This is a genomic window from Bradyrhizobium viridifuturi, from assembly GCF_001238275.1.
Classification (GTDB): Bacteria; Pseudomonadota; Alphaproteobacteria; order Rhizobiales; family Xanthobacteraceae; genus Bradyrhizobium; species Bradyrhizobium viridifuturi.
The window spans coordinates 1-24,183 of record NZ_LGTB01000040.1; the positions used below are offsets into that span (position 1 = coordinate 1).

Here is a 24,183-nt window from a genome sequence, read left to right on the forward strand (position 1 = left end):
GGCGGCCTGGCGCTGCTCGCCGGCGGCGGCGCGATCGCCGGCGCCGTGCATCTCTACACGCCGGATATCGCTCGGCGGACGACAAGTGCGAGGCGGCGCAGGTCGCCGCGCAGAATGCTCAATTACAGGCGCGCCTCGAGGAGAAGGATCGCCAGCTCGTTTTCGCCAACGCCCTGCAGCAGCGCGACGCCAAGCGCGCTGCGGCGGCCGAGGAGCAGCTCAAATCCAACCAGGGGGCAATCGATGCAACGCCGGCTAATCCTACCAAGTGTTTTACTCGCGACATGTCTCGCCGGGTGCGTGGGGTCCGGTAGCCTTGACAAGCTGCAGTCTCCGCCTCCGGATGCGCCGAACATCCCGGCGCTGCCTGCGGACGTCCCGGCCTGTGAGCGCGCGCCGGTCGATACGCCGGACCGCGAGCTCGACGCCGGCGAGATCGAGCGGCTCTGGAAAACCGACCGCGCCGCGCTGGCAAAGGTCAATGCCTGCCTGCGTCGCGCCGTCTGCCAATACCAGGACGTCCGCGAGGGCATTGGTCGCGTCGACGGCGTCGCCTGCGAGAACATCGCGCCGGCGGAAAAGCCGGCGCCGCGCCTCGGCCTGTTCAAGCGAAAGAAGGCGAAATGAGCGGCGACGAAATGGCGAGCGTGAATGCCGCCTTGCTGCAGATGGCCGCCAAGATCGGCGGCCTCGAGTCCACGGTCGCGACGCTGCTGCATACCTGGACGCAAATGGAGGCGAAGGCCTCCGAGGGCCGCAAGGATCTGCACCAGAAGGTCGAGGCGCTGCGGGCGGAGGTGACGACCATGCGGGGCGAAGTCGCGGCAGCGACCAAGGACATCGCCGAGATGAAGCCGACCGTCCAGGCCGTCCAGAATGTCCAGGTGCAGGCGACCGGCGTGCGCAACGCTAGCCGCTGGCTGTATTGGGCCGCCGTGGGGTTGAGCGGCGGCGTCGGCTGGATCGTGACCAACTTCGTCGACATCCATCTCAAGCGCTGATGTTTCGCATCGTCGTCGCGCTCGCGCTGATCTGCCCGAGCGCGACGACCGAGGCGCGGCCACGCTTGGCGCGCGCCTGGCCGGCGCCGCGCGTGGCGGCAGTCCGCCGGCATCACGTTTTCGTCCTTTTCGAGCAGCTCGTGGCCGAGATCTGGCTCGCTCATGATTCCAATTCCGGCGGCGGCCTGACGCGCCTGCATGCGCGATCGCTTGCCGGTTTCATCATCGTCGATCCATCGGAGGCAAGATGAACGAGATCCGGCTCGCCTATGACGCAGCTGCGCTGCAGGGCGTTTTCAACAATGCGGGAATTGCGCTGGCGATCGTCGCGCTCGTCCTGCTGGCGCTATGGGCCGCGGAATACAAGCTGCTCGAGCTCGTCGTCTGGTCGAGCCTGGTCGTCGCAGCGATCGGCGTCGCCGCCTGGCTCGGCATCGGCATTTGGTGGGGGCTGATTTAACGAGCTCGCCCTGGCGGCTCCAAGCGTCACGACATTGCGCACCGGCGGGCGAGGCGGCTTGCAGCGGCGGTGACCAGGCAGTAGCCGCATCAAAGGTGCGGCGAATGAGCAATCACGGCAGTTGATCGTAGTCTAAAAGAATGTTCGGACGCTCAATCACAGTTGGGTTTTGCCCTTTTGATTGGCCCTCAAGGACGGGTCTACTCAACATCGTTGTTAGTACCAGATCGCCAGATGGCGTGCCTACGGGACCTACAGGAAAGCGGGACAAGCATATTATTCGGACTGGCCTTACATTGCCTTCGGTTGGCCCTGCATCCCACGACGGCACGAGCCAAAGCTTGCCTTCATACCTTATTGCCGTTCCGTAGCGCGGCGCGTCATCCTCAACGCAACGGTATTGAATTTTCTGAGGCGCGTAATCGGCCATGATCTTCGCTCCGAGTTCGGTTGGCACCTACTAGATATCGAGAACCGGATCCGCAGTTTGATTAAAGAATACGGCTAGGCAAGGAGACGGAGCTGGGCTCGTCTCTTTCCCGGCTCGTCAGCTTGATGTAAGCTCTTCCCGCCACAGATGCAAACCAAGCACCTCTACTCGAGGCGAGGCGAATGAACATCGATCGACGGAATGCCGGATATTGCCCAATTGACGCACACGATCTCCTACCGCAGCCGCACCGGGCGGACCAACAACCGGGTGAGCTAAGCGCACAGACTGGCTCACCGTCATACTCTTCCGCGGATCAACGAGATTTTGAGCAGCAGTTAAGTGATATGCATTCAGGCCAGCAAACATCGTTTTCGGCTCCCGCTAAGCCAGATTCCGGAGCTGGCACATCCTCGGGTGCGCTGAACGAGACCACCTCCAAAAACGAACGCTGCCCGGCCGCATCATTTGCGAGAGCACGCGCCCGGCTTGCGGCAACGCTGACCGGTGCCACTCTTGAGGCGCTCAAAAATGAGATCGGACTGGCGGAGCAGCAATCGGGGCGCTGGTCGTGCGCGACTGGGGCGTCCGACGACGGCTTCGATCGTGATCGCATTTTCAACGAGGTGGTGGCCTCGTCTTACGTAAAGCTTCGTCGCTTTCAGAACCAGGATGGCGATTGCAAGCCACGCACGGAAGAGAATACGAGCGCAATATCGCATGTCCGCAATACGGCGCGGGAGCATTCTTCCGTTGGAGATCATCTGGAGCGATATCCTTTGGATCGGGCGCGCCAAGCTGGATGGCATATGCGGGGCAAGACAATAGCATCTGCCTTCGTGTCGTTGGTTGAAGATCCCTCAAGGCTGGTCGTTTCGCGCGACCACTGGGCGAGAGCGATCGCCAATAATGCAAGCATGCTGCACACCTACACGGTACCGACGTCCGCGGTCTGGACGCCAGACCATATCCTGAGCACTATTGGCCTCGGAATGAATGCCGAGGATCAAGACAATATCGATGCGGACGTGGATCTGATGTGCTCGCTGGGCAGAACGCCAACCCAAGAGACTGAGCGCCTGTTTCTAGGCGGCAATCTGGATCACTACCGGACTGCCAGCGAAGCAAATCCATACAAGCGGGAGCGTAGGAAATAGATGCACCAGGATTTGACGGTATCGAGGCGCACGCCTTGGAATTCGGCCGGCCTCGGTCTGCGAGAGACCGCCGCGCTGCTGCATTAGATCGTAAACGCACATGGCGCAAATCCTGTCAGGGGCAGCGCAGTGAGGCCTCCGTATCCGGAGGCCTCGTTTTGTTGGTTAGTTTTGATCGTAGTCGCCGAAGGTCTGGCCGCGATCTGCGAGGAGGTTTGCTTTGCGCTGTCCGTCCATCGCTTCGAAAGCAGCGCATCACGGGCGGCTTTCTGTTGCGCGTTTAAAGCGAACGCCGTCGATCAGACGAGCAAGCTGCCCTAAAAAACCGAAGGATAAGCCCGACCTTTCGTGGCTCCACAGCTGTCGGGGCTGGCCGAAGGAGAACTAAGCTAAAGCTGCTTCATCAGCGGAGTGCCTTGCCCCTCCGTGAAACTGAAACCTGTAATCATCGTTCGTGTCCAAGTCAGCAACTCAAGTGCATTGAGGTCATCGCTTTCGTTGCGAATTCTCGCGTATAGCTTGTCAATGTTCGATACGAAAATCTCGGCTTGCTTCGAGTCTGTCCCGACAAGGGTGTCGACAAGCGCGGCAATCATCATTGCGGTCGCCTTCTTCACATTATCGAGTTCCTCCGTGCGAACGGTCTTGTCGTTCATAAGATTTCGCTCCTGATGTGTTCCTAAAGCCGATGTGATGTCTGATTAGGACAACGGAAGTATTTTAACCCGAAAATCGTTGCCTGCATCTTCAAGTAGAAAGCCCTGCGTTGCCAAGTAGCTTATGGCGCACCGGCCCAAACCATCATAGATTGAGCTGTCTTTCCACGCTTCAAAGTCCAGCATCTGGCGCAAGGCAACATCAAGCTGATGCCATGTGTCTGCAAAGCCGACTTCCACAATTTCCTGCCAGACCGCAGGATGTGTGTCGGATAGCTTCCGTTGCGTTCCGGCTAGATTCCCCAAAACGTAGCCGGCGAACTTGAACATCAAGCCGAACCGATTCTTAACAAAATCCATCAGCTCGGTAATGTCACGTATCTTGCCGCCGACTAGCTCCGCGCGAACTTGCTTGGGGCATTCCCTCAGAGCGCTCGTAAAGAGAGTTACATAGTCATCGAGCGATGCGTCGGATCCTGCCGTTGCAAAGCAAGCGAAAAACTCGGACCACGTGGCATTGGTCAAGAAGAAGAGCCATCGAGATAAGTGGTTGGGAAACGAAGTATCCAGTAGATCCCTACAAAGTCGTCCATAATCGAAGACGTGAGCAAGCTCGTGAAGCAGAATATTGGTTGCAATCGCTCTCGCTGGATCGGCTTCATTCAAGAGGAAGTCTGCCGCTATACCAGCGTCTAGAAATAGATGTGACTTGAAGACGTCACCTCTCTTGCAATTTACCGACATTGCGCTTCCGCGCCCAAATTGTTCTGAAGTGGGGGTCGGCTGGTTCGGCAACCCGGTATCAAAACGAGAAAGGTCTTCGTGATAATTTGGGGTGACGGTAACGCCCTCCAGCGCTGTTATGTCCATGCCGGCATCACTTACCGCTCTAATCACACCTGCGATGATGTCGTATATTCTCGTCCCTTCCGGTTCAGGGAATCCAGAGATCGAATATCTCATATCGGTCGATTGAGCGACTGGCGGGAACCGTTCGGCTTCAGTCACATCGACCTCGTTCTAGGCTGTCGCGGCTACTAGCTGCAGCGGTGCCGGAACGTGCATTCCAGGCGCCAATGCTATCAGTTGGATGTATTTCGACTTCAAATCTAGCCCATGACCGTCACCATATTTGGGCTTTCGGGTGTCGTGGCCCATCAACTCGTCCTTGAGTTCGTCTGGCGTCTCGACGCTGCGCAAGCGATCCTTGAAACCATGCCGGAGCGAATAGAGCGTGTGGCTTTCGGTCTCGCGCAGCCCGTGATCGGAGAAATATGCATTCACCGCGGCCGAGAGCGTGTCGCCCTTGTCGCGGTAGTGCGGAAAGCCGTCCGGGAATTGCCGCATCGCGTCGAGTGATATCCCGACAAGTGGAATGTCGCGATCGGAGAAGGCGGTTTTCAGGACTCGATCGTCCGGCCGCACGCGGATGAACGGGATGGACGCATCGAGCACGATATGCTTGCGGCGCAAATTGATGATCTCGCTTGGCCGAGCGCCCGTGTTGATCATCACAATCACGACCGCGCGCTCTTCGTCATTCATCGTCTCCAGCGCGCCGGCCGCCAGAATGCGGTTGACGATCCACCACGGCGAGAAGGGCGGTCGCGGCTTCGATTTATCGCCCTCAAGCCGAGCGCCGGCGAACACGCGATCGAGGTTCAGCCGGTGCCGTTTTGAGACGGCCGACAGCATGCCGGTGATATGCGTCAGGTTTCGATTGGCTGTCGCCGCCATTACCTCGCCGTCGACGACGCGCTCGGTCCAGTGGTCTGTATATTTCAGGGCATCGTCGCGCGTCAGCCGCGTGATGGCCTTGTCGCCGATGACAGTGATCAGCAGCTCGATCGCGCGTAGCTTTCCGTTCTTCCATTTCTTGAATTGGCCAGCCGACATCTTCGCGATCGTGGTTTTCTTGGTGACCTCGAATTCGTCGACCAGCCTGGATAGCATGATCTCCGGCAGGTCAACGCCGCCGAAGGTCGCCGCGGCCGTGGCGGGATCGTGCCGCCGATCGCCCACCGCGAGCGCGTCGATCCGGCGAAGGATCTCCGCGAGGGCCTCCTTCGCGACGTCGTCAACCGGTCTGTATGTGAGTTGCAGGGCCTGCGCGCGCTGCCGAGCTTCCTCGAGCGCGACGACGGCATTGCGAGTTCCCTGGCCCGTGGCGGCTCTCCAGGACGCCTCTAGGTCGATATTGAGTCGGTCAGCAACCCTCCCGGCGCGGATGCCCGACCGATCGTCGGCGACGCGGATTTTGGTCGACTGTTTGACGATCCCGCGGGTGTCGACCGCAGCGAATTCGGGCGGTACCCGACGCACGAAATGCCAATGTCCGTTTCTTTTGGTAAGACGCTCCGGCATCGGCCCCTGTTGGACGTTCTGTTGCACATCAACATCCGGGCAGTTTTAGTAAAAAGTCAATAAATTCGCGATTATCCCGAGTTTTCAACAGGTTCGCCGAACACCTCGCTCGCTCCGCTAGGGAGCGCCATCAGCGCAAAATCGAAAATCCGGCCAACTTGATGATCGTCCTCGGGCGGACGGCTTTCGCCGGGCGTTCCGGCGGGTGTGAACAACCCGCGCAATCGCTGCAATACGAGGCGGTTTGGCAACCCTTTGGTAAGCCAGCGGCGATAGGCGTGATCGCGGGGATGATGAGATGGCTCTTGGGTCCAAGAAGCGCGAAACGCGCAAATCGCTGCGTCAGTCCGGCTGGATCACGCTCGACGGCGGATTCGCCGCGCGGCCCTGCGTCTCGAGGACATGTCCACGACGGGCGCAAAAATCACGGTCCAGGACAACAACACGCTGCCGGCCAAGCTGCGGCTGGCGTTTTCGCGCGACGCCCGCACCGGGCGCGCCTGCGAGGTGGTCTGGCGCGAGGGCAGGACGTTCGGCGTCAAATTCGTGCGCTAGCCTCATTCGGGCGCGCGCGATAAAAGGGATGGATGCGCAAGACCTGTTTCACCGTCATCGCCCTCCTGCTTCCCGCCGTAGCGTTCGCGCAAGCCGGCGATCGCCGCAATTTCCAGATGCCACCGGACGCCGGCAGGACCTTGCCGTCAAAATCCGCGACGCGCGGCAATCCCTGTGCGTCGTATGGAGCGGGCTTCGTCAAGGTCGAAGGCACCGACACCTGCGTGAAGCTCGGCGGTGCCGTCAGTGTCGGCGCGGGGATGTCGAGCGGACGTGAAGCATGATCCGGAGAAGTGCGAAGCGGTTTTCCGAAAAGATTATGCTTTAACCGCCTGGCCGCTCAGGACATCGGCGGCGCGACGACGCGCACAAAGGCCGGCCGCTGCGCGATCTCGCCGTACCAGCGTTCGAGATGGGGCAGCTTCGGCTTGGTGACGCCCTCGACACCGAACCAGCGCCGCGCAAAGGCGCCGAGCGCGATGTCGGCGAGGGTGAATTGATCGCCCTCGACGTACCGGCGGTTCGCAAGCTGCGCCTCGACGACGCGCCACACCACGGCCTCGGCATCGGCGTCCTTTTGGATCTTGACCATGTCGCGCTGCTCCGGCGGCGTGCGCACCAAGGCCCAGAACACCGGGCGGTCGACCGGCTGCAATGTCGACAGTGTCCAGTCGAGCCAGCGGTCGACCGCGGCGCGCGCCTTCGGCGCCTGCGGATAGATCGACGAGCTCTGGCCGTAGGCCATGCAGAGATAGCGCATCACCGAATTGGATTCCCACAGCACATAGTCGCCGTCGACCAGCGTCGGGACGCGGCCGTTCGGATTCATCCTGAGATAGTCGGGCTGATCGTTCTTGCCGAATTGCATGCCGGCATCGATGCGCTGATAGGGCAGGTCGAGCTCGGCGAGACACCAGAGCACCTTCTGCACGTTGACCGAATTGGCCCGGCCCCAGATCGTCAGTTGCGGCTTGCTGTCCATCACGCGATTCTTCCCGCTGCTTTGCGCGCGTTCTTAGCCGAAGCGCCGGGAAAAAGCGCGGGATGAATTGTATCGAGATCAAAAAAGAAGGCTCCGCCGCGTTGCGGCAGAGCCTCGTCGATATGCACGCGTTAAAGCGCCGTCAGTGACCGAACAACAACCACAGCACGATGATCACCGGAATCGGCACGCCCAACAGCCAAAGCAAAATTCCCTTTCCCATCTCCGTTGCCTCCTCGCATTCCTCGTGTGGGGAGGCAACGTCAACGGCCGCGTCACGTTCCTAACGATCGCGCCGCGCACCATTACGGGATGGGGCATAGGAACGTGTGCGTGGGCGCGGCGTTTACCAGTGTCCGGTATTGGGCATCGAGGCCCACGGTTCGGCCGGCGCTTTCGGATCGCCCTTCTGCAGGATCTCGATCGAGTGCAGGTCGGGCGAGCGGACGAACGCCATGTTGCCGTCGCGCGGCGGACGATTGATGGTGACGCCCATCTTCATCAGCTTCTCGCAGGTCGCGTAGATGTCGTCGACCTCGTAGGCGAGATGGCCGAAATGGCGATCCTCGCCGTATTTCTCCTCGTCCCAATTGTAGGTCAGCTCGACCAGCGGCGCGCCGCGGGTTTGCGGCAGGGACTTGAGCAGATGGAGGTCTTCCTCCGCGCAGAGAAACACCAGCGTGAAGCGGCCCTTGTCGTTGTCGATGCGGCGCACTTCCTTGAGCCCGAGCGCGTCCTGATAGAATTTCATCGCGACATCGAGACTGCGGACGCGCAGCATGGTGTGCAGATAGCGCATGTTTTCCTCCTGGCAGATTCAGAGAGTCTTGCAGAGATGCTTGTTTGGGCGGGATGGTCCGGAAGGGAAAATAGCAGCAAATCGCATCGAGGGGCAGCGCTAAACCTGCGGATCTGCCACGCTGACATTCGCGCTTTTCCGCCATTCGTGATCGCGATTGCGTGAAGGTTGATCCCTGAGCAACGGGTCAGCCCGATGGGCCTTGCCAGGCCTCAGCGCGCTGGGCGATGTTCCGGATCGCGCAGGCGATGAACCAGATGACGAGAGCGAACACCAGGCCGGCGTACAGGCCGAAGAAAGGACGGTAGGTGTTGCTGCTCAGGCATCGCTCGATCTCGGCGAACTGAAAGAACCCGATGCTGCCGAACCAGATCAGCCGCACCAACCATTTCCACATGATCGGCGCGAGATCGGCTGACGACTGGTCTTCTGACATGTGCTGCCCCTGATGCCGCGCCTTGCTAGCACTCGAGGGGTTGCCGCCCGATTGGCGCGGTAGCTAAAGCTTTATGCGCGGCCGCATCGCCGCAAGCGTGTGCCGCAAGCGATACGAGAAAGCCCCGCCCGGGAAAATTCCGGAACGGGGCTTTCGTGGTCGAGCCTTGGAGGCACTCGCCTCTATCCCATCGAAAGCCCGCGACCGCCAATCAAGGACGCGCGAGGTTGGACATTCTCTAAAAAGCAAAAACCCCGCGAGAGGGCTCGCGAGGTCTGATGCCGACCGGCCTTGGGGAGATCGTGTCGGCAACGGGACAGCTAACGCTGCTCGCGGCGGAAGGTTCCACCAGCGCAGAAATAGAAAGCCCCGCAGGCTGGATGCGGGGCTTTCCCAGCTGACGGACTGGGGATCTCTCAGGGCGTGAGCCGTCAACTGTTGGGATCAAACTTAAGGTTGAATTTGTAAAATGCAACAGCGCCGCGTAGACGGAATATGCTCGCCCCACAGCGCTGCGCCAGACGCTGGGCCCTGAAATCCCCAGCGCTTTTAGGTCTTCGCGCGATGCAAAAGGTTCAACGGAAAAACCCGGCGTGCGGATTTTGTGCGGGCATCGGAGGCCTGCAGATGGCGCGTCCCGGATCACGTGCGATTGTGCAAGGCACGCGCCGCGACGTCTGCAAGCGCCTTTGCCCGATTGCGACCTCACACCTTGATGTCGAGCATGGTTTCGACGGCATCACGGTCGGCCTTGTTCTTGGCGGCGAAGACGTCAAGAACATCTGCGCTGATGATGCGTGGCTGCTCCTTCGCCGTCTGATCGACGACGAGCTGCACCCGGGCTTGCGTCACTTCGGCAGGTACGGGGTAAATGAGCATGGCTCTCTCCCTCCGGCGGTCGAACCTTGTCAGGGCTTTCTTAACGACTTGTTAGCGTCCGGTTCTGCGCCTTCGGCCCGAATCGGTGGCCGGACGGTATCGGCGTGCTCGCGCGCCGCCCGGCTTGGCGTCATACTGCGGCCCTTCAGGACCGGACGGCGTGATCGATGCGGAACGGGCTCTATTCGATCCATATCCATATGACCGACGGCGTGCGCGGCCGCGATAGCGGTGTCCTGATCCTGCGGGACGGTCTCTTGATCGGCGGCGGGCCGTATTTCTGGTCGATCGGCGCCTACACGGCCGGCGAGGGCACCTGGAAGGGGCACCTCAGGACCAACCAGCATTCCCCGTTCTCCGACCCGTTCACGCGGCCGCTATTCGCTGGGCAGGAGGTGACGAGCGGCTTCACCGGCACATTCAGCGGCGACCAGGCCGAGGTGTTCGGGACTGTGCTGGTCGGAACCCGCAGCCTGGGCTTCCAGGCAACGCTGAAGCGCCTGGCGGACGCCTGATCGGGCGAGGCTGTGGACGGGTGCGCAGCAAGAGCTGATGCCTGCTGAGGAAATGGGGCTGCCACCCCTGTGGATTTGCTGCGGACAAGCGCGGGACATGCTGTGGATTCCACGGCAGGCCGGCGTTGAAGGCATCCCGCCTGCGCCGTACCGGACCACCGCTAACCCTACCGAGTTAGGTTAAGAGTGGTATGGCGTTGCCACCACCTGCGATTGCAGTTGAGATGGCTGCAGGTGACAGCCATGACGCCATCGTTCCATAGCGCAGATCGACCGACCCACCGGCGTGTGATGGTGGTGGGCTTGCTGTTCTGTTCCGCCTTTGTGGTGATCAGCTTCTGGCTGCGGGCGCCGCCGGAGAGCGGCAAGGTGCTCGTGAAGGCGGACCGGCTGGTCCGGACGGCAGGAGAGGCGCGCAAGGCAAATTGAGCAGGCTGCGGGCGACGCCGGTGCTCAGTCCGGCAGCTTCCCGTTCGGATGCTTGTGATACATCGCGATGCCGATAAAGCCGGCAAAGCCCATCACGTTCAACAGCAGTTCCATCCACGCCGGCATCGATGCCAACCTCGCTCACATCACACCTAATCACTGAGGTTGTGTTTTTGTTCCATCGCTAACCGATGGTAGCTTTGCGCTATCGCATGGCTGGGGAACCGGCACAGGCTTTTGCAGCAACCATCCCCATCCGCCCGCGTTGGTGCACATCACCACGTGAGGAGGTTGGCATGAAAAGGACATTGGCAGTTTTGGCGACCGTCGCGACGGTTGGTGCAACGATGGTCACGGCGCCGGCGCAGGCGCAGGCGCGCGGTATCGGTCCCGGCCTGGCTTTCGGTCTGGCGGCCGGTGCACTCGCCGCGGGCGCGGCCGGTGCGTACTACGGCCCACGCTATTACGGGCCCGGCTACGATCCGGGTTACTACTATGGTCCGCGCTATGGCTACTACGGCGGCCCCGGCTACGCCTATTATCGCGGCCCGTACTATCGGCACCACTACTATCGTCATTATTGGTAACGGCGACGAGCCCGGAGCACATCGCTCCGGGCTTTTGCAATCGAGCGTTACGATCTGATCGCGCGCCAATCCGTTCGCTTGGTGTCCGTTGGCTTTGCCCTCGGCTCGCTGTGCGATTGCCGGGCGAGGGTGTGGGGCATCACGCGCTCTTGCGCTGAAATCCACTCCAGACATTGCCGAGCGTGTTGTCGTAGAATTCCTGGCGATCGCGCTCGAACTTCTGCTGCGTGGCCCTGAAGCTGGCAACGCGTGCGACGATCTCTTCGCGCTCACGCGCGGCACTGTCTTCCCGATCGGTCACTGCCCATCCTCGTCGTAATGGTCCTATCCCCGCGCGCATTGGCATCGGCGAATTGGGCGTCAATGCGGAGCAGGCCGTGCAGGAATGTGATGATGCTGGGGCGGCGGCGACCGGGTCGATGCCGTCGCCCCCGAGCTCGCAATCGGTCAAGCCGTGCTATAGTCGCGGCCGCCAACCGGAAAATTTCCAGTGATCGCCAAAGACTCGATTGCAAAAGACTTGCGCAGCGGCGTCGAGCGGCTCGGCAACATGATTGCCGAGGCATCGTCGATCGTACCCTTTACGGGGGCCGGCATCTCCACCGAATGCGGCATTCCCGACTTCCGCTCGCCCGGCGGGCTGTGGACCCGCAACCGGCCGATCCCGTTCGACGAGTTCGTTGCCAGTCAGGAGGCGCGCGACGAGTCATGGCGCCGCCGCTTCGCAATGGAACCGACATTTGCGGCAGCGAAGCCCGGGCGCGGGCATCGTGCGCTCGCGTCGCTGTACCGTGCAGGTAAGGTTCCCGGCATCATCACCCAGAACATCGACAATCTGCATCAGGCGTCGGGCTTCAAGGCCGATGACGTGATCGAGCTGCACGGCAACACCACCTACGCCCGCTGCATTGGTTGCGGAAAGGCCTACGAGCTCTCGTGGGTGAAGCAGCACTTCGACAAGACCGGCGGCGCCCCCGACTGCGCCGAGTGCGGTGATCCGGTGAAGACCGCGACGATCTCGTTCGGGCAGTCGATGCCCGAGGATGCGATGCGTCGCGCGGCGGAACTCGCCAGGGACTGCGACCTGTTGCTGGCGATCGGGTCATCGCTCGTGGTGTGGCCCGCGGCAGGCTTTCCGATGATGGCCAAGGAGAGCGGCGCGCGGCTCGTGATCATCAACAACGAGCCGACCGATCAGGACGAGATCGCCGACCTGGTGATCCGCCACGACATCGGCGACACGCTTGGTCCTTTCGTAGGCAACTGATGCCTGATTGATTCGCGGCTGTGCAAGACTGTTCATAGTTCCCGATAGAATCGTTTTTTAGCTATGCCCCGCAAGCGGGAGTGTTATCTTTTGGTTGAGAGATTCGCGCAGCGTCCAAACGAGTTGGTGATGGAGAGCAGCGTGTACAGGGTGCGCCGCAATGTCGGCGATCTGCATTTGATGTGTGGGGTCCGGGGTCATGGGGTCGGACGGATTTGAGTCCAAGAAGCTCGGCGGACCGCGATCGGCGGAGTTGGGCAAAGCAGGATTGCACAGGGCGAGTATGGCAGCGCGCCGCGCGATCCGGCGATGGATGCTTTCTCCGGTCTCGGCGATGCCGCGGCCAACCTCGTCGAAGTCTCCGGCGTCATCAAATGGTTCGATGCCTCGAAAGGCTACGGCTTCATCGTCCCCGACAATGGCTGGCCCGACATCCTGCTGCATGTGACCGTGCTGCGGCGCGATGGCTATCAGACTGCATATGAAGGCGCACGTCTCGTCGTCGAATGCGTGCAGCGCGCCAAGGGCTACCAAGCCTTCCGCATCGTCTCGATGGATGAGTCGACCGCGATCCATCCCGCGCAGATGCTGCCGCCGCGCACCCATGTCACGGTGACTGCGACCAGCGGACTTGAGCGCGCGCAGGTCAAGTGGTTCAACCGGCTGCGCGGTTTCGGCTTCGTGACCTGCGGCGAGGGGACGCCCGATATCTTCGTGCACATGGAAACACTGCGCCGCTTCGGTATGACCGAGCTGCGCCCCGGCCAGTATGTGCTGGTGCGGTTCGGGCCCGGCTCCAAGGGCATGATGGCCGCCGAGATCCACCCGGAGACCGGCCCCTCGGCGCTGTCGTCGCACTAAGCATGATCCGGAAAACTGCGAAGCGGTTCTCCGAATAGATCATGCTCAAACAAGACCCTCCGGTTACCTGCCCTGACGGAAACGTGAGCCGCCGGCGAGCCTCCAGGGCTCTGGCATTTGCCGCAATCATCGGGTTAGGGTCCGCCGGAAAATCTTCCCCGGTGTGAGTATTTGTCGATGAATTTCGATCGCATGATTGGGCGGCTTCGCCCCTGGCTGGCGGCCTCCCTCGTCATGATGTTCGGCGCGCTGCTGGCGCCGGCCGCGCAGGCTGCCAGCGTCCAGCCACTCGAGATCGTCACCAAGTCAGGCGTGCACGTCTTCTCCGTCGAAATGGCGACCACTGAGCAGGAGAAGGAGACCGGCCTGATGTACCGGAAGGAGCTCGCGGACGGCAAAGGCATGCTGTTCGACTTCACGCCGGAACAGGAAGTGTCGATGTGGATGAAGAACACCTACATCTCGCTCGACATGATCTTCATCCGCGCCGACGGGCGCATCCTGCGGATCGCCGAGAATACCGAGCCGTTGTCGACCAAGATCATTCCGTCGCGGGGGCTCGCCAAGGGCGTCCTCGAGGTGATTGCCGGGACGGCGCAGAAATACGGCATCCAGCCCGGTGACCGGGTCGGCCACCCGCTGTTCGGCGGCCACTAGGTTTCTGACGCGATTTCGGCACTGAAACCGCTGCCGATCTCGCCGCTGGAAGCCCCGCACCGGTGCCTTGCTGGCGCTGGCTGAAGCGTGTATCCACGGGGCCTCTCGGAAATGTCGGGGTATAGCGCAGCCTGGTAGCGCGGCAGTTTTGGGTACTGCAGGTCGTTGGTTCGAATCCAGCTGCCCCGACCATCCCATCGCAAACCTTGATCGAACGAGCTGACCGGGCAGGCCGTGGCCTGGTCGCGGGGGCCTTCGTGCGAATAAACTTCGATCGGGATTATCTTGCCTGGCGCAACAACGCCGCCCGAACGGAATATCTTCGTCCGGACGGCGCCGTCGAATACTGGGCCCTGAAATCCCCAGTGCCCATGGGTCGCCCCGGCGGGAAATAGGTTCAACCTTGCGCCGCCTTGTCGCAGTCCACTCCTGACGTCAGCAGCCCCGAGCGGATGCGGCTTGCCGATCACGCGCGCGGGCTGGCAGGGTAGTCCAGCCTGACAAGACCAATCCGCGAGGAGGCACCATGGCGCGCAGACTGATCGATATCTCCGTTCCCCTGCAGAACGATGTTCCGGCCGATCCGCCCGGCAACCACCCGACCATCCAGTACATCGACCATCAGCAGGGGCTGCCGCGCATGCTGCAATTCTTCGATGGCTTGAAGGCCGCGGATCTGCCCGATGGGCAGGGCTGGGCCGTCGAGCAGGTGTCGCTCTCGACACATAACGGCACGCATCTCGATGCGCCCTGGCATTTCCATCCGACCATGAACCGCGGTGAGCGATCATGGACCATCGATGAGGTGCCGCTGGAGTGGTGCTTGCAGCCGGGTGTGAAGCTCGACTTCCGGCATCTGCCCGATGGCTATGTCGCGACCGCCGGCGATGTCGAAGCCGAGCTGAAGCGTATCGGGCATACGCTGTCGCCGCTCGAGATCGTCGTCGTCAACACCAGTGCCGGCGCGAAATACGGCCAGCCCGACTACGTCAATTCGGGCTGCGGCATGGGCTATGAGGCGACGATGTATCTGCTCGAGCGCGGCGTGCGGCTGACCGGCATCGACGGCTGGAGCTGGGATGCGCCGTTCGTATTCACCGCGAAGAAATATGCCGAGACGAAAGACGCCAGCCTGATCTGGGAAGGCCACAAGGCCGGTCGCCACATCGGCTACTGCCACATCGAGAAGCTGCACAATCTCGAGCTGCTGCCCTCGACCGGGTTCATGGTGTCGTGCTTCCCGGTGAAGATCGAGCGCGCGTCGGCGGGATGGACGAGGGCGGTCGCCATCCTCGACGGTTAGAGCAGGGCTCAGGCGGTTTTCGGCGGGCGAGGGAACCGGTGGACAGGCTGTTCATTCCCCCAGATTGTTGCGGCACTGCTACAGCCTGAGGGGGCCGAATCTGCTTTGATGCACGTAGTAGATGCATTAGGTGATCGGGCCGACGGCTCCTCCTCGCGTCCCGATTTCCGAAGCGTTCTCTCCCGTGACTAGAGCCCCGGCGTCTCCCGGGGCTCTTTCTTGCGCGCCACAGGTTGCCGCGCGCCGGCGAGCCTGATCCCAAAAAATAATGCCCAAAAGAAAATCAGGTGCGCCGAAACCGACGCACCTGATTCATGTCTTCAATATCGCTTGTGTCGGCCGGGTGGTTGTTACCACCGGCAAACGCGAACACCACGCGGGGTCCACCAGCAACGAGGACCGACATAACCGCCATAGTAGCCATAGCCACGACCATAGCCCCAACCGCGGCCGCGGCCCCAGCCGCCGCGATAGCCCCAGCCACCGCCACGTCCGCGCCAGGCTTGCGCAGGCGCTGTGGTGACGCCGACCAGGATGGCAGAGGTGCTTGCGACATAGACGAACAACAAAGCGACTGCTGCGAGGCAACGAGTCAGGATATTGTAGCGTTTAGTCATTCTGAAGATCTCCAGTCACTTCCAAACATCTGAACTGATGCTGGCTGTCTCGCTTAGACGCGCGAGACCGGCGTCCGGTTCGAGCATGCTAAGACAATATTTTCACTAAGGTTCTTGCGAGCTTTAACGACTCTATTGAGACCAACAGGTAAGGTCAAGTTACAGTCCCCGCCTGCATAGGACGATGCGGTTGCTGCGCTCATCTTGTCGTTCATCCGCCGTTCATTCTGTTCATCTTGCATTGCATCGACTTGGCGTCGATCTGATTTGTGCATCGCAGAAGCAGAGATTTGCGATGCACGGAAAGTGCCGTCGAGAACTTGAAGTCGACACGATCATGTTCTCTGAGCGTTGAGAATCCTCCCTGAAGAGTGCCCATGCCGAAACAACACACCTACGTCCTTGGTCTCAACGTCTACGACCATGACGTGAGCGCCTGCCTGCTGCGTGACGGTGCGATCGCCTACGCGATCTCCAAGGAGCGCATCACCCGTGAGAAGCACGCCTCCGGCTTCTACAAGGAAGTCATCGACTACTGCCTGTCCGCCGAGGGCATCACGCTCGACGACGTCGATCTCGTGGTGCGCAACAGCTACATCCTGCCGGTGCCGGAGATGGAGGAGCGGATGCTCCACCAGGACATGCCGGGCTTCCTGCCGATCGCCGAGCGCAACGAGGCAATCAAGCATCCGCTGTTTCGTTCCAAATCCGACAAGGTGGTGTCGATCTCGCACCACCTCGCGCATGCCTACAGCGCGTTCGCGGTGTCGCCGTTCAAGGATGGCGTCGTGATGATCGTCGACGGCGTCGGCAATTACGAGGCCGATGCGATGGAGTCCTATCCGAAGGATGGGGCCTCGCCGCTCGCCCGCGAGTCCGAGAGCTATTACAGGTTCGACGACACCAGGCTCGAATGCCTGAAGAAGGTCTTCATGGAGCCGGCGCGTGGGCTGCTGTCGGACGAGTTCTACAACATGCCCGGTCTCGGTGCGCTCTACAGCCGGGTCTCGACCTATGTTTTCGGCGACTGGAATAAGTGCGGCGAGCTGATGGGGCTTGCGCCCTATGGCCGCCACGAGCAGGTCGGCCATCTGCTCGAGATGAAGGACGGCAGGCTGCACGTGCCGTTCTGGGGCGCCGAGAACCAGCAGCCCTTCGTGCTCGACAGCGGCAACTGGGACAAGAGCCCGACGATGCGGCATTGGGAGGACATCGCCTGGCGGGTGCAGGACGACACCGAGAACGTGCTACTTGAGCGGGCGCGCTGGCTGCGCGAGAGCACCGGCGCCAAGAACCTCTGCATCGCCGGCGGCGTCGCGCTGAACTGCGTGGCCAACGGGCGGATCGCGCGCGAGGCCGGCTTCGAGAACATCTGGATCCAGCCCGCCGCCGGCGATGACGGCATCGCCATCGGCTGCGCCTATTATGGCTGGCTGGAGATTCTGAAACAACGTCGCTTGTTCGTGATGGAGCACGCCTATGTCGGCCGGCGCTACAGCGACGCGGAGGTGGCGGCCGCGCTACAAAGCTTCCTGGTGCGCATCCAGATCGATGCGAAGCGCAGCGACAATATCTGCCGCGACACCGCGAGGCTGCTTGCCGACCAGCGCGTGATCGGCTGGTTTCAGGGACCGTCCGAATTCGGTCCGCGCGCGCTCGGCAATCGCAGCCTGATCGCCGATCCGCGCAAGGCCGAGATGAAGGACATCCTCAACAGCCGCGTCAAGCATCGCCAGGCGTTCCGGCCGTTCGCGCCGATCGTGCTGGCCGAGCGCATGAAGGAGATCTTCGAGGGCGAGGAGGACTCGCCCTATATGCTGATCGCAAAGCCGGTGCGACCGGAATGGCGGGACAGGATTCCGGCGATCGTGCATGTCGACGGTTCGGCGCGGGTGCAAAGCGTGCGGGAAGAAACCAACCCGATGCTCTATCGCCTGCTCAAGGAATTCGAGGCGCTGACCGGCGTCCCGGTGCTGATCAACACCTCGTTCAACGTCAAGGGCGAGCCGATCATCGAGACGCCGCAGGATGCGGTGAGCTGCTTCCTCACCACCGGCATCGACAACCTCGTGCTGCACGACACGCTGGTGTCGAAGACCGCGATGCACAAGGTGGTTACGCCTGTCATGACGACGTTCGGCGACGTCGCCACCATCGTCTCCTCGACCACCCAGGACGGTAGCCGGGGCGGCGGTTAGAGCATGGCCCGGTAGGCCATGCTCTCATCGTTCGGGTCAGGCAGCCTTCACTGGTGCCGCGGGTTTCGGCGCCGGCGGCTTGACCGGCTTGTCCTGCCGCTTCGACCACGAGATGTAATAGGCCACGATCGTCATGATCGCGATGCCGGAGATGCTGACGAAGATCTGCGCGAACAGCGAGCCCGAGCTCATCGAGAGCTCGAAATGTCCGACAAAGGACAGGAACACGCCGACGCAGAACACCGCGAGCGACTGCTGGCCGCAGACGATCAGCGGGTCGAACACCCGCCACTCCAGCGCCGACCAGTCCTTAGGAACGAAGCGGATCACCAGCACCGTGATCACCACGAAGTGCAGGAAGCGGTAGGGCGCGAGGTTGGTCTTGTCGTTCGGGTTGAAGGCCGAATACAGCCAGTGCGGGAACATCGCGCCGAAATCCGGGAAGCGGCCGGCCATCGTCATGATCAGCGCGAAGATCAGATAGGCGACGCAGAACCATAGCGTGTAGCGCGAATTGATGATGTGCATGTTGGCGCGCGCGCCGCCCATCGCGCACCATGAGCCGAACACGAACAGCACCTGCCAGGCGAACGGATTGAAGTACCAGGTCCCGGCCGGGTAGGCGGGCAGGTTCCAGCCGAAATGGCGCGAGACCAGCCACAGCGCGAGCGAGGCCAGCATGGTCCAGTTCGGCTGCCGCAGCATGATCCACAGCACCGGCGGAAACAGGCCCATCAGCACGATGTAGAGCGGCAGCACGTCGAGATTGACCGGCTTGAATTTCAGGAACAGCCCCTGGCGCAGCGTCTCGGTGGCGTTGTCGACGAGACCGGCGACGTTGAACTCGTTGATGATCTCGGAATCGCCGAAGCGCAGCGCGAGATAGCTGATCGAGGCGATGTAGATCACGAACAGGATGATGTGGGCGACGTAGAGCTGCCAGACCCGCTTGGTCAGCCGGGTCGCGCCGACGACGAAGCCCCGCTCCAGCATCATGCGGGCGTAGACGAAGGACGCGGTGTAGCCGGAGATGAAGACGAACAGGTCCGCGGCGTCGCTGAAGCCGTAATTGCGCGTCGTGATCCAGTTCACGATGTTGTCGGGGATGTGATCGAGGTAGATCGCCCAGTTCGCGATCCCGCGGAACAGGTCGAGCCGGAGGTCACGTCCTTTTTCGGGCAAATGAGCGTGGATTTCCATGGGGGCGCCGCTTCCTCGAGGTGATGCTGTCGAGAAGACCGCGCTGTGACAATCTGGCCCGGGGGTTCTCCGGAGGCTCTCCCTTGGGCCCCCGGGCCAGATTGTCACAGCACGGCAGAATGACTATACCGGTCCGGCGAAGATGACCTCCGAGATCGAGGAATCACCGATCAGATCGTTGAACGGTGTCTCTATACTATCCCGACGGTTTCCTTCAAATCGCTTCCATGTTGCACATCCCACGGGGCCGACCATCCATGACCGCACGCATTTTTAAGCCCGCCAAAAACGCGATGCAATCGGGACGTGCCAAGACCAAGGCGTGGCAGCTCGACTACGAGCCGGAGCAGCCGCGCACCGTGGAGCCCCTGATGGGCTGGACCTCGTCGTCCGACATGAAGCAGCAGCTCACGCTGCACTTCGAGACCAAGGAGGAGGCGGTGGCCTATTGCGAGCGCAAGGGCATCGCTTACCAGGTGATCGAGCCGAAGGATTCAGCGCACCGACAGATCGCCTACGCCGACAATTTTGCGTTCCGCCGTTGGGAGCCGTGGACCCACTAGTCGGTCCCGACTGACTGAACCCACTGGTTGGACCAAGCCGGCCGGCAATCAGATCAGCGCGCCTGGCTTGGCGCCCGCAGCGCCGGGAATCGGCAGCGGCGCATCCTTGGAGACACCGAGCACCGGAAAGCTTCTGATTTTACGGACGTTCGGCAGGCCGGCGAATTGCAAAAGCTGCTGGCGCATGTCGTTGACATCAGGCGCAACGCATCTCAGCATGAAATCGGCGTCGCCCGAGATCCGCCAGCATTGCAGGAAGCGCGGCACCGCCGCCACGGCGGCCTCGAACGCCTCGATCGCGACCAGGTTCTGGCTGTCGAGCTGAATCAGCACGAAGGTCGTCACCTCATAGCCAAGCAGCCGTTCGTCGAGCGTGGCGCGGATCGCCTGCACCACGCCGCGGCTGCGTAGCGCGCGGACCCTCCGCAAGCAGGGTGGGGCCGTGATGCCGACCCGCTCGGCGAGCTCGTTGATCCTGATCCGGCCGTCGCGTTGCAGCTCGGACAGGATCCGCAGATCGATGTCATCGAGCTGTGGGCGTTCTGTCACAGTCACGAGCCGGCCACTGCGGTCCGCGGGCTATTGCCGCCGCTGCGGAGCTCGCCGATCGCGGTCCGCGGCGCGACCCCCGACAGCACCAGCTTCTCATGCGCCGCGATGATGGCGTCGCGGGTCAGCCGACCGCCGGGGCGATACCAGGTGCACAGCCCGGTCAAGAGCGCGATGATCGCAAAGGTCGCGACCTGGATGTCGACGACCTCGAACACGCCCTCGGCCACGCCATCGGCAAGGATCTCGGCCAGCCGCTGCTCATAGGCGCCGCGCAGCGCCACCACGGCGTCGTAGTTCTTCGCATCGAGGCTGCGCAGCTCGGAATTGGCGATGAAGACCTCGCGCTTGCGGGTCATGTGATAGGTGACGTGGAAGGCCACGAAGGCGCGCAGCCGTTCGACTGGATCGGCCTTGCCCTCCAGCGCCAGATCAAGCTCGCGCAGCAAATCGTTGATATGGTCCTGCACCAGATCGAACAGCAGGTCCTGCTTGGTTGAGATATGGTTGTAGAGTGAGCCTGCCTGGATGCCGACTTCCGCGGCGAGCTGGCGCAGGCTCATCGCTTCATAGCCGTGCTCGAAGATCAGGCGCACGCCGGCCTTACGGATCGCCTCCAGCGTCGTGGGGCCGTGTGAGCCGATCGTGCGTGCCATCGGGGCCTCGGAGGGGTGTTGGCTTGCCAGGGAGTGCAGGAAACAAGCGAACGACCGTATGTATATCGCATGAAATCGCTGCAGATTCAATGAGCTGCCGATTTCATGCGCAAACCATAGCACAGTCGCTTGCGAAGCCAAGAAAAAAACGTATGATCGTTTAATTGCAAGATGAATCTCATGGGAGGGATCATGGCCTCGAACCGGGCGGCAATCTTCAATTTCGACCTTGGCGAGACCGCGGATGCGATCCGCGAGACGGTGCATGATTTCTCGACCAACGAGATCGCGCCGCGCGCCGCCGAGATCGATCGCTCCAACACTTTCCCGCGCGACCTCTGGCCCAAGATCGGTGCGCTCGGCCTGCACGGCATCACGGTCGAAGAGGAGTATGGCGGCTCGGGCCTCGGCTATCTCGAGCACTGCATCGCAGTCGAGGAGATTTCGCGGGCGTCAGCCTCGGTCGGGCTGGCCTATGGCGCCCATTCCAATCTCTGCGTCAACCAGATCCGCCGCAACGGCAACGAGGCCCAGAAGCGCAAATATCTGCCGAAGCTGATCTCGGGCGAGCATGTCGGCTCGCTGGCGATGTCGGAACCCGGCGCCGGCTCGGATGTGGTCTCGATGAAGACCCGCGCCGACAAGAAGGGCGATCGCTACATCCTCAATGGCAACAAGATGTGGATCACCAACGGTCCGCACGCCGAGACACTGGTGGTCTACGCCAAGACCGACGCCAATGCCGGCCCGCGCGGCATGACCGCCTTTATCATCGAAAAGGGCATGAAGGGATTCTCCACCGCGCAGAAGCTCGACAAGCTCGGCATGCGCGGCTCCGACACCTGCGAACTAGTGTTCGAGGATTGCGAGGTGCCGGAGGAGAACGTGCTCAACGAAGTCGGTCGCGGCGTCAACGTCCTGATGAGCGGTCTCGACTATGAGCGCGCGGTGCTCGCGGCCGGGCCGATCGGCATCATGCAGGCCTGCATGGATGTCGTGCTGCCTTACGTGCATGAGCGCAAGCAGTTCGGCGAGCCGATCGGCTCGTTCCAGCTGGTGCAGGGTAAGATCGCCGACATGTACACCACGATGAACGCCTCGCGGGCCTATGTCTACGCGGTGGCGAAGGCCTGCGACCGCGGCGAGACCACGCGCGAGGACGCCGCCGGTGCCATCCTCTATGCTGCGGAGAAGGCCACCCAATGCGCGCTGGATGCGATCCAGCTGCTTGGCGGCAACGGCTACATCAACGAGTATCCGACCGGCCGCCTGCTGCGCGACGCAAAACTCTACGAGATTGGCGCCGGCACCAGCGAGATCCGCCGCATGCTGATCGGCCGCGAGCTGTTCGCCAAGACAGCCTGAGTTTCGCGCGCGATCGCGCCACGGCGCGATCGCCCGACGTCCCCGATCCTGTCAGCTCCTCCAACGAAACGTGCAACACCGATGCCGCTTCATTCGACGATCGATCCGACATCCTCCGAATTCGCCCGCAACGCCGACGTGATGCGGGGCCTGGTCGCGGAGCTCCGCGAAAAACTCAAGCAGGTGGCAGGCGGCGGTGGTGAGACCTCGCGCAAGCGCCACACCTCGCGCGGCAAGATGCTGGCGCGCGACCGCGTCGATCTCCTGGTCGACCCGGGCACCGCGTTCCTCGAATTGTCGCCGCTCGCCGCCAACGGCCTCTATGGCGGTGATGTGCATTCGGCCAGCGTCATCACCGGCGTCGGACGCATCGCGGGCCGCGAATGCATCATTGTCGCCAATGATGCGACCATCAAGGGCGGCACCTACTATCCGTTGACGGTGAAGAAGCATCTGCGCGCCCAGGACATTGCGCGGCAGAACAATCTGCCCTGCGTCTACATGGTCGATTCCGGCGGCGCCTTCCTGCCGCTGCAGGATGAGATCTTTCCCGACGAGCGGCATTTCGGCCGGATCTTCTACAACCAGGCCCAGATGTCGTCGCAGGGCATTCCCCAGATCGCGATCGTGATGGGCTCGTGCACCGCAGGTGGCGCCTATGTGCCGGCGATGTCGGACGAGAGCATCATCGTGCGCAATCAAGGCACCATCTTCCTCGGCGGCCCGCCGCTGGTGAAGGCGGCGACCGGCGAGGTCGTCACCGCCGAAGAGCTCGGCGGCGCCGACGTCCACTCCCGCCAGTCGGGCGTGACCGATCACTACGCGCAGAACGACGCCCATGCGATCGGGATCGCGCGCCGCATCGTCGGCACGCTGAAGCAGCCGGCGAAGGCACCGCTCAACATGCGTGCCGTCCAGGAGCCGCTGTTTCCGGCCGAGGAGATCTACGGCGTGGTCTCCGCCGACGGCCGCAAGCCGTTCGACGTCCACGACATCATCGCGCGGATCGTCGACGGCTCCGAATTCGACGAGTTCAAGAAGCTCTACGGCACCACCTTGATCTGCGGCTTCGCCCATATCTGGGGCTATCCGGTCGGCATCATCGCCAACAACGGCATCCTGTTCAGCGAGAGTTCGCTGAAGGGCGCGCATTTTATCGAGCTGTGCTGCCAGCGCGGCATCCCGCTGGTGTTCCTGCAGAACATCACCGGCTTCATGGTCGGCAAGAAATACGAGGCCGGCGGCATCGCGCGCGACGGCGCCAAGCTGGTGACGGCGGTTGCGACCGCAGGCGTGCCGAAATTCACCGTCGTGATCGGCGGCTCCTACGGCGCCGGCAATTACGGCATGTGCGGCCGCGCCTACAGCCCGCGCTTCCTCTGGCTCTGGCCGAACGCCCGCATCTCGGTGATGGGCGGCGAGCAGGCCTCGATGGTGCTGAGCCAGGTGCGGCGCGACGGCATCGAGGCCAAGGGTGAAAGCTGGTCGGCGGAAGAGGAGGACAAGTTCCGCGAGCCGATCCGCGCCCAATATGAGAAGCAGGGCAATCCCTATTACGCCACTGCGCGGCTCTGGGACGATGGCGTGATCGATCCGGCCGACACCCGCCTCGTGCTCGGGCTCGGGCTGTCGGCCGCCGCCAATGCGCCGATCGAGCCGACCAAATTCGGCTTGTTCAGGATGTGAGCCAGGGATCT

31 protein-coding genes, 1 tRNA gene and 1 pseudogene are annotated in these 24,183 nt (G+C 62.0%); 20 read left to right on the forward strand and 13 right to left on the reverse strand.

Translation table 11 applies throughout. From position 1 onward, the window contains the following. The 6 genes from ALC15_RS45580 to ALC15_RS30615 form a co-directional block, all read left to right on the forward strand. Positions 1 to 314, forward strand: a 314-nt coding sequence (locus ALC15_RS45580) for a hypothetical protein (protein ID WP_210168610.1), incomplete at its 5' end; no start/stop codon positions are given. After that, positions 301 to 627 carry a hypothetical protein gene (locus tag ALC15_RS30595; RefSeq protein ID WP_050630503.1) on the forward strand — a complete coding sequence of 109 codons (327 nt, stop codon included), beginning with the start codon at positions 301 to 303 and terminating at the stop codon, positions 625 to 627. The genes ALC15_RS45580 and ALC15_RS30595, both read left to right, overlap by 14 nt. Continuing rightward, positions 624 to 1,001, forward strand: a complete 378-nt coding sequence (locus ALC15_RS30600; protein WP_050630504.1) for a DUF1515 family protein — start codon at positions 624 to 626, stop codon at positions 999 to 1,001. The genes ALC15_RS30595 and ALC15_RS30600 overlap by 4 nt, the downstream gene beginning before the upstream one ends. Further along, complete coding sequence (locus ALC15_RS30605) at positions 1,001 to 1,252, forward strand: hypothetical protein (RefSeq protein ID WP_050630505.1); 252 nt, start codon at positions 1,001 to 1,003, stop codon at positions 1,250 to 1,252. Before ALC15_RS30600 ends, ALC15_RS30605 begins: the two co-directional genes overlap by 1 nt. After that, complete coding sequence (locus ALC15_RS30610) at positions 1,249 to 1,461, forward strand: hypothetical protein (RefSeq protein ID WP_050630506.1); 213 nt, start codon at positions 1,249 to 1,251, stop codon at positions 1,459 to 1,461. The genes ALC15_RS30605 and ALC15_RS30610 overlap by 4 nt, the downstream gene beginning before the upstream one ends. Before the next feature lie 612 nt (positions 1,462 to 2,073). Next, a complete protein-coding gene (locus tag ALC15_RS30615; RefSeq protein WP_050630507.1) occupies positions 2,074 to 3,048 on the forward strand; it encodes a hypothetical protein in 975 nt (324 codons plus the stop codon). A gap of 389 nt (positions 3,049 to 3,437) precedes the next feature. Here the strand turns inward: ALC15_RS30615 and ALC15_RS30620 are convergent, their stop codons facing one another. Genes ALC15_RS30620 through ALC15_RS30630 form a run of 3 tightly spaced genes read right to left on the reverse strand, consistent with a single transcriptional unit; the run spans position 3,438 to position 6,026 of the window. After that, entirely contained in the window at positions 3,438 to 3,704 is a 267-nt protein-coding gene (locus tag ALC15_RS30620; protein WP_050630508.1) for a hypothetical protein, read from the reverse strand. Positions 3,705 to 3,749: 45 nt separating this feature from the next. Then, the gene (locus ALC15_RS30625; RefSeq protein WP_128089629.1) at positions 3,750 to 4,712 is read right to left on the reverse strand and encodes a hypothetical protein; all 963 of its coding nucleotides are present in this window, start codon (positions 4,710 to 4,712) and stop codon (positions 3,750 to 3,752) included. A 12-nt stretch (positions 4,713 to 4,724) separates the two neighbouring features. Then, positions 4,725 to 6,026, reverse strand: a complete 1,302-nt coding sequence (locus ALC15_RS30630) for a site-specific integrase (protein WP_244486333.1) — start codon at positions 6,024 to 6,026, stop codon at positions 4,725 to 4,727. Between the two features lie 429 nt (positions 6,027 to 6,455). Between ALC15_RS30630 and ALC15_RS30635 the strand changes: the two genes are divergently transcribed. Then, on the forward strand, positions 6,456 to 6,623 hold the full coding sequence (locus ALC15_RS30635; protein WP_347336336.1) for a PilZ domain-containing protein: 168 nt from the start codon (positions 6,456 to 6,458) through the stop codon (positions 6,621 to 6,623). 32 nt (positions 6,624 to 6,655) lie between these two features. Further along, positions 6,656 to 6,907 carry a porin gene (locus ALC15_RS30640; protein ID WP_050630511.1) on the forward strand — a complete coding sequence of 84 codons (252 nt, stop codon included), beginning with the start codon at positions 6,656 to 6,658 and terminating at the stop codon, positions 6,905 to 6,907. A gap of 56 nt (positions 6,908 to 6,963) precedes the next feature. On the opposite strand, the gene ALC15_RS30645 is transcribed toward ALC15_RS30640, so the two are convergent. The 5 genes from ALC15_RS30645 to ALC15_RS44285 form a co-directional block, all read right to left on the reverse strand. Beyond that, positions 6,964 to 7,605, reverse strand: coding sequence for a glutathione S-transferase family protein (locus ALC15_RS30645; protein WP_050630512.1), 642 nt, complete (start codon positions 7,603 to 7,605; stop codon positions 6,964 to 6,966). Continuing rightward, positions 7,605 to 7,733, reverse strand: coding sequence for a hypothetical protein (locus tag ALC15_RS47335; protein ID WP_283806313.1), 129 nt, complete (start codon positions 7,731 to 7,733; stop codon positions 7,605 to 7,607). The genes ALC15_RS30645 and ALC15_RS47335 overlap by 1 nt, the downstream gene beginning before the upstream one ends. 218 nt (positions 7,734 to 7,951) lie before the next feature. After that, positions 7,952 to 8,404: a VOC family protein gene (locus tag ALC15_RS30650; RefSeq protein WP_050630513.1), complete on the reverse strand. Its 453-nt coding sequence runs from the start codon at positions 8,402 to 8,404 to the stop codon at positions 7,952 to 7,954. Between the two features lie 187 nt (positions 8,405 to 8,591). Further along, positions 8,592 to 8,840 carry a hypothetical protein gene (locus tag ALC15_RS30655; RefSeq protein WP_050630514.1) on the reverse strand — a complete coding sequence of 83 codons (249 nt, stop codon included), beginning with the start codon at positions 8,838 to 8,840 and terminating at the stop codon, positions 8,592 to 8,594. Positions 8,841 to 9,545: 705 nt separating this feature from the next. Continuing rightward, a complete protein-coding gene (locus ALC15_RS44285; protein WP_157860955.1) occupies positions 9,546 to 9,719 on the reverse strand; it encodes a hypothetical protein in 174 nt (57 codons plus the stop codon). Positions 9,720 to 9,886: 167 nt separating this feature from the next. Between ALC15_RS44285 and ALC15_RS30660 the strand changes: the two genes are divergently transcribed. The 3 genes from ALC15_RS30660 (at position 9,887) to ALC15_RS30670 (ending at position 11,250) form a co-directional block, all read left to right on the forward strand. After that, on the forward strand, positions 9,887 to 10,234 hold the full coding sequence (locus tag ALC15_RS30660; RefSeq protein WP_050630515.1) for a GrlR family regulatory protein: 348 nt from the start codon (positions 9,887 to 9,889) through the stop codon (positions 10,232 to 10,234). 243 nt (positions 10,235 to 10,477) lie between these two features. Beyond that, positions 10,478 to 10,663, forward strand: a complete 186-nt coding sequence (locus ALC15_RS43595; RefSeq protein ID WP_050630516.1) for a hypothetical protein — start codon at positions 10,478 to 10,480, stop codon at positions 10,661 to 10,663. Positions 10,664 to 10,959: 296 nt separating this feature from the next. Then, complete coding sequence (locus ALC15_RS30670; protein WP_050630517.1) at positions 10,960 to 11,250, forward strand: hypothetical protein; 291 nt, start codon at positions 10,960 to 10,962, stop codon at positions 11,248 to 11,250. 139 nt (positions 11,251 to 11,389) lie between these two features. Here the strand turns inward: ALC15_RS30670 and ALC15_RS44945 are convergent, their stop codons facing one another. After that, positions 11,390 to 11,551, reverse strand: coding sequence for a hypothetical protein (locus tag ALC15_RS44945; RefSeq protein WP_167350181.1), 162 nt, complete (start codon positions 11,549 to 11,551; stop codon positions 11,390 to 11,392). Between the two features lie 249 nt (positions 11,552 to 11,800). Here ALC15_RS44945 and ALC15_RS30675 point away from each other — a divergent pair, with 249 nt between their 5' ends. The 5 genes and pseudogenes from ALC15_RS30675 to ALC15_RS30695 all read left to right on the forward strand — a co-directional run bounded on the left by ALC15_RS30675 (position 11,801) and on the right by ALC15_RS30695 (position 15,338). Then, positions 11,801 to 12,517, forward strand: coding sequence for an SIR2 family NAD-dependent protein deacylase (locus ALC15_RS30675; protein WP_050630584.1), 717 nt, complete (start codon positions 11,801 to 11,803; stop codon positions 12,515 to 12,517). A 199-nt stretch (positions 12,518 to 12,716) separates the two neighbouring features. Continuing rightward, positions 12,717 to 13,378, forward strand: a pseudogene (locus ALC15_RS30680) (cold-shock protein). Between the two features lie 177 nt (positions 13,379 to 13,555). After that, positions 13,556 to 14,035, forward strand: coding sequence for a DUF192 domain-containing protein (locus tag ALC15_RS30685; protein ID WP_050630518.1), 480 nt, complete (start codon positions 13,556 to 13,558; stop codon positions 14,033 to 14,035). A gap of 115 nt (positions 14,036 to 14,150) precedes the next feature. Continuing rightward, a tRNA-Pro gene (locus ALC15_RS30690) sits at positions 14,151 to 14,227 on the forward strand. A gap of 334 nt (positions 14,228 to 14,561) precedes the next feature. Next, a complete protein-coding gene (locus ALC15_RS30695; protein WP_050630519.1) occupies positions 14,562 to 15,338 on the forward strand; it encodes a cyclase family protein in 777 nt (258 codons plus the stop codon). 350 nt (positions 15,339 to 15,688) lie between these two features. Here the strand turns inward: ALC15_RS30695 and ALC15_RS42300 are convergent, their stop codons facing one another. Beyond that, positions 15,689 to 15,955, reverse strand: a complete 267-nt coding sequence (locus tag ALC15_RS42300) for a hypothetical protein (RefSeq protein ID WP_094194207.1) — start codon at positions 15,953 to 15,955, stop codon at positions 15,689 to 15,691. Between the two features lie 377 nt (positions 15,956 to 16,332). Between ALC15_RS42300 and ALC15_RS30700 the strand changes: the two genes are divergently transcribed. Continuing rightward, positions 16,333 to 18,153: a carbamoyltransferase family protein gene (locus ALC15_RS30700; protein WP_050630520.1), complete on the forward strand. Its 1,821-nt coding sequence runs from the start codon at positions 16,333 to 16,335 to the stop codon at positions 18,151 to 18,153. A 36-nt stretch (positions 18,154 to 18,189) separates the two neighbouring features. Here the strand turns inward: ALC15_RS30700 and ALC15_RS30705 are convergent, their stop codons facing one another. Further along, positions 18,190 to 19,353, reverse strand: a complete 1,164-nt coding sequence (locus ALC15_RS30705; protein ID WP_050630521.1) for an OpgC domain-containing protein — start codon at positions 19,351 to 19,353, stop codon at positions 18,190 to 18,192. 257 nt (positions 19,354 to 19,610) lie between these two features. On the opposite strand from ALC15_RS30705, the gene ALC15_RS30710 reads away from it, so the two are divergent. Continuing rightward, entirely contained in the window at positions 19,611 to 19,916 is a 306-nt protein-coding gene (locus ALC15_RS30710) for an ETC complex I subunit (RefSeq protein WP_021081192.1), read from the forward strand. A 48-nt stretch (positions 19,917 to 19,964) separates the two neighbouring features. Here ALC15_RS30710 and ALC15_RS30715 read toward each other — a convergent pair whose 3' ends face one another. Beyond that, on the reverse strand, positions 19,965 to 20,465 hold the full coding sequence (locus tag ALC15_RS30715) for an Lrp/AsnC family transcriptional regulator (protein ID WP_050630522.1): 501 nt from the start codon (positions 20,463 to 20,465) through the stop codon (positions 19,965 to 19,967). Positions 20,466 to 20,467: 2 nt separating this feature from the next. Then, the gene (locus ALC15_RS30720; protein ID WP_050630523.1) at positions 20,468 to 21,121 is read right to left on the reverse strand and encodes a TetR/AcrR family transcriptional regulator; all 654 of its coding nucleotides are present in this window, start codon (positions 21,119 to 21,121) and stop codon (positions 20,468 to 20,470) included. A gap of 192 nt (positions 21,122 to 21,313) precedes the next feature. On the opposite strand from ALC15_RS30720, the gene ALC15_RS30725 reads away from it, so the two are divergent. Together ALC15_RS30725 and ALC15_RS30730 are read left to right on the forward strand one after the other, a co-directional pair. Beyond that, positions 21,314 to 22,486, forward strand: a complete 1,173-nt coding sequence (locus ALC15_RS30725; RefSeq protein WP_050630524.1) for an isovaleryl-CoA dehydrogenase — start codon at positions 21,314 to 21,316, stop codon at positions 22,484 to 22,486. An 81-nt stretch (positions 22,487 to 22,567) separates the two neighbouring features. After that, positions 22,568 to 24,172 (forward strand): carboxyl transferase domain-containing protein, encoded by a 1,605-nt coding sequence (locus ALC15_RS30730; RefSeq protein ID WP_050630525.1) that lies wholly within the window; start codon positions 22,568 to 22,570, stop codon positions 24,170 to 24,172. Positions 24,173 to 24,183 lie beyond the last annotated feature (11 nt).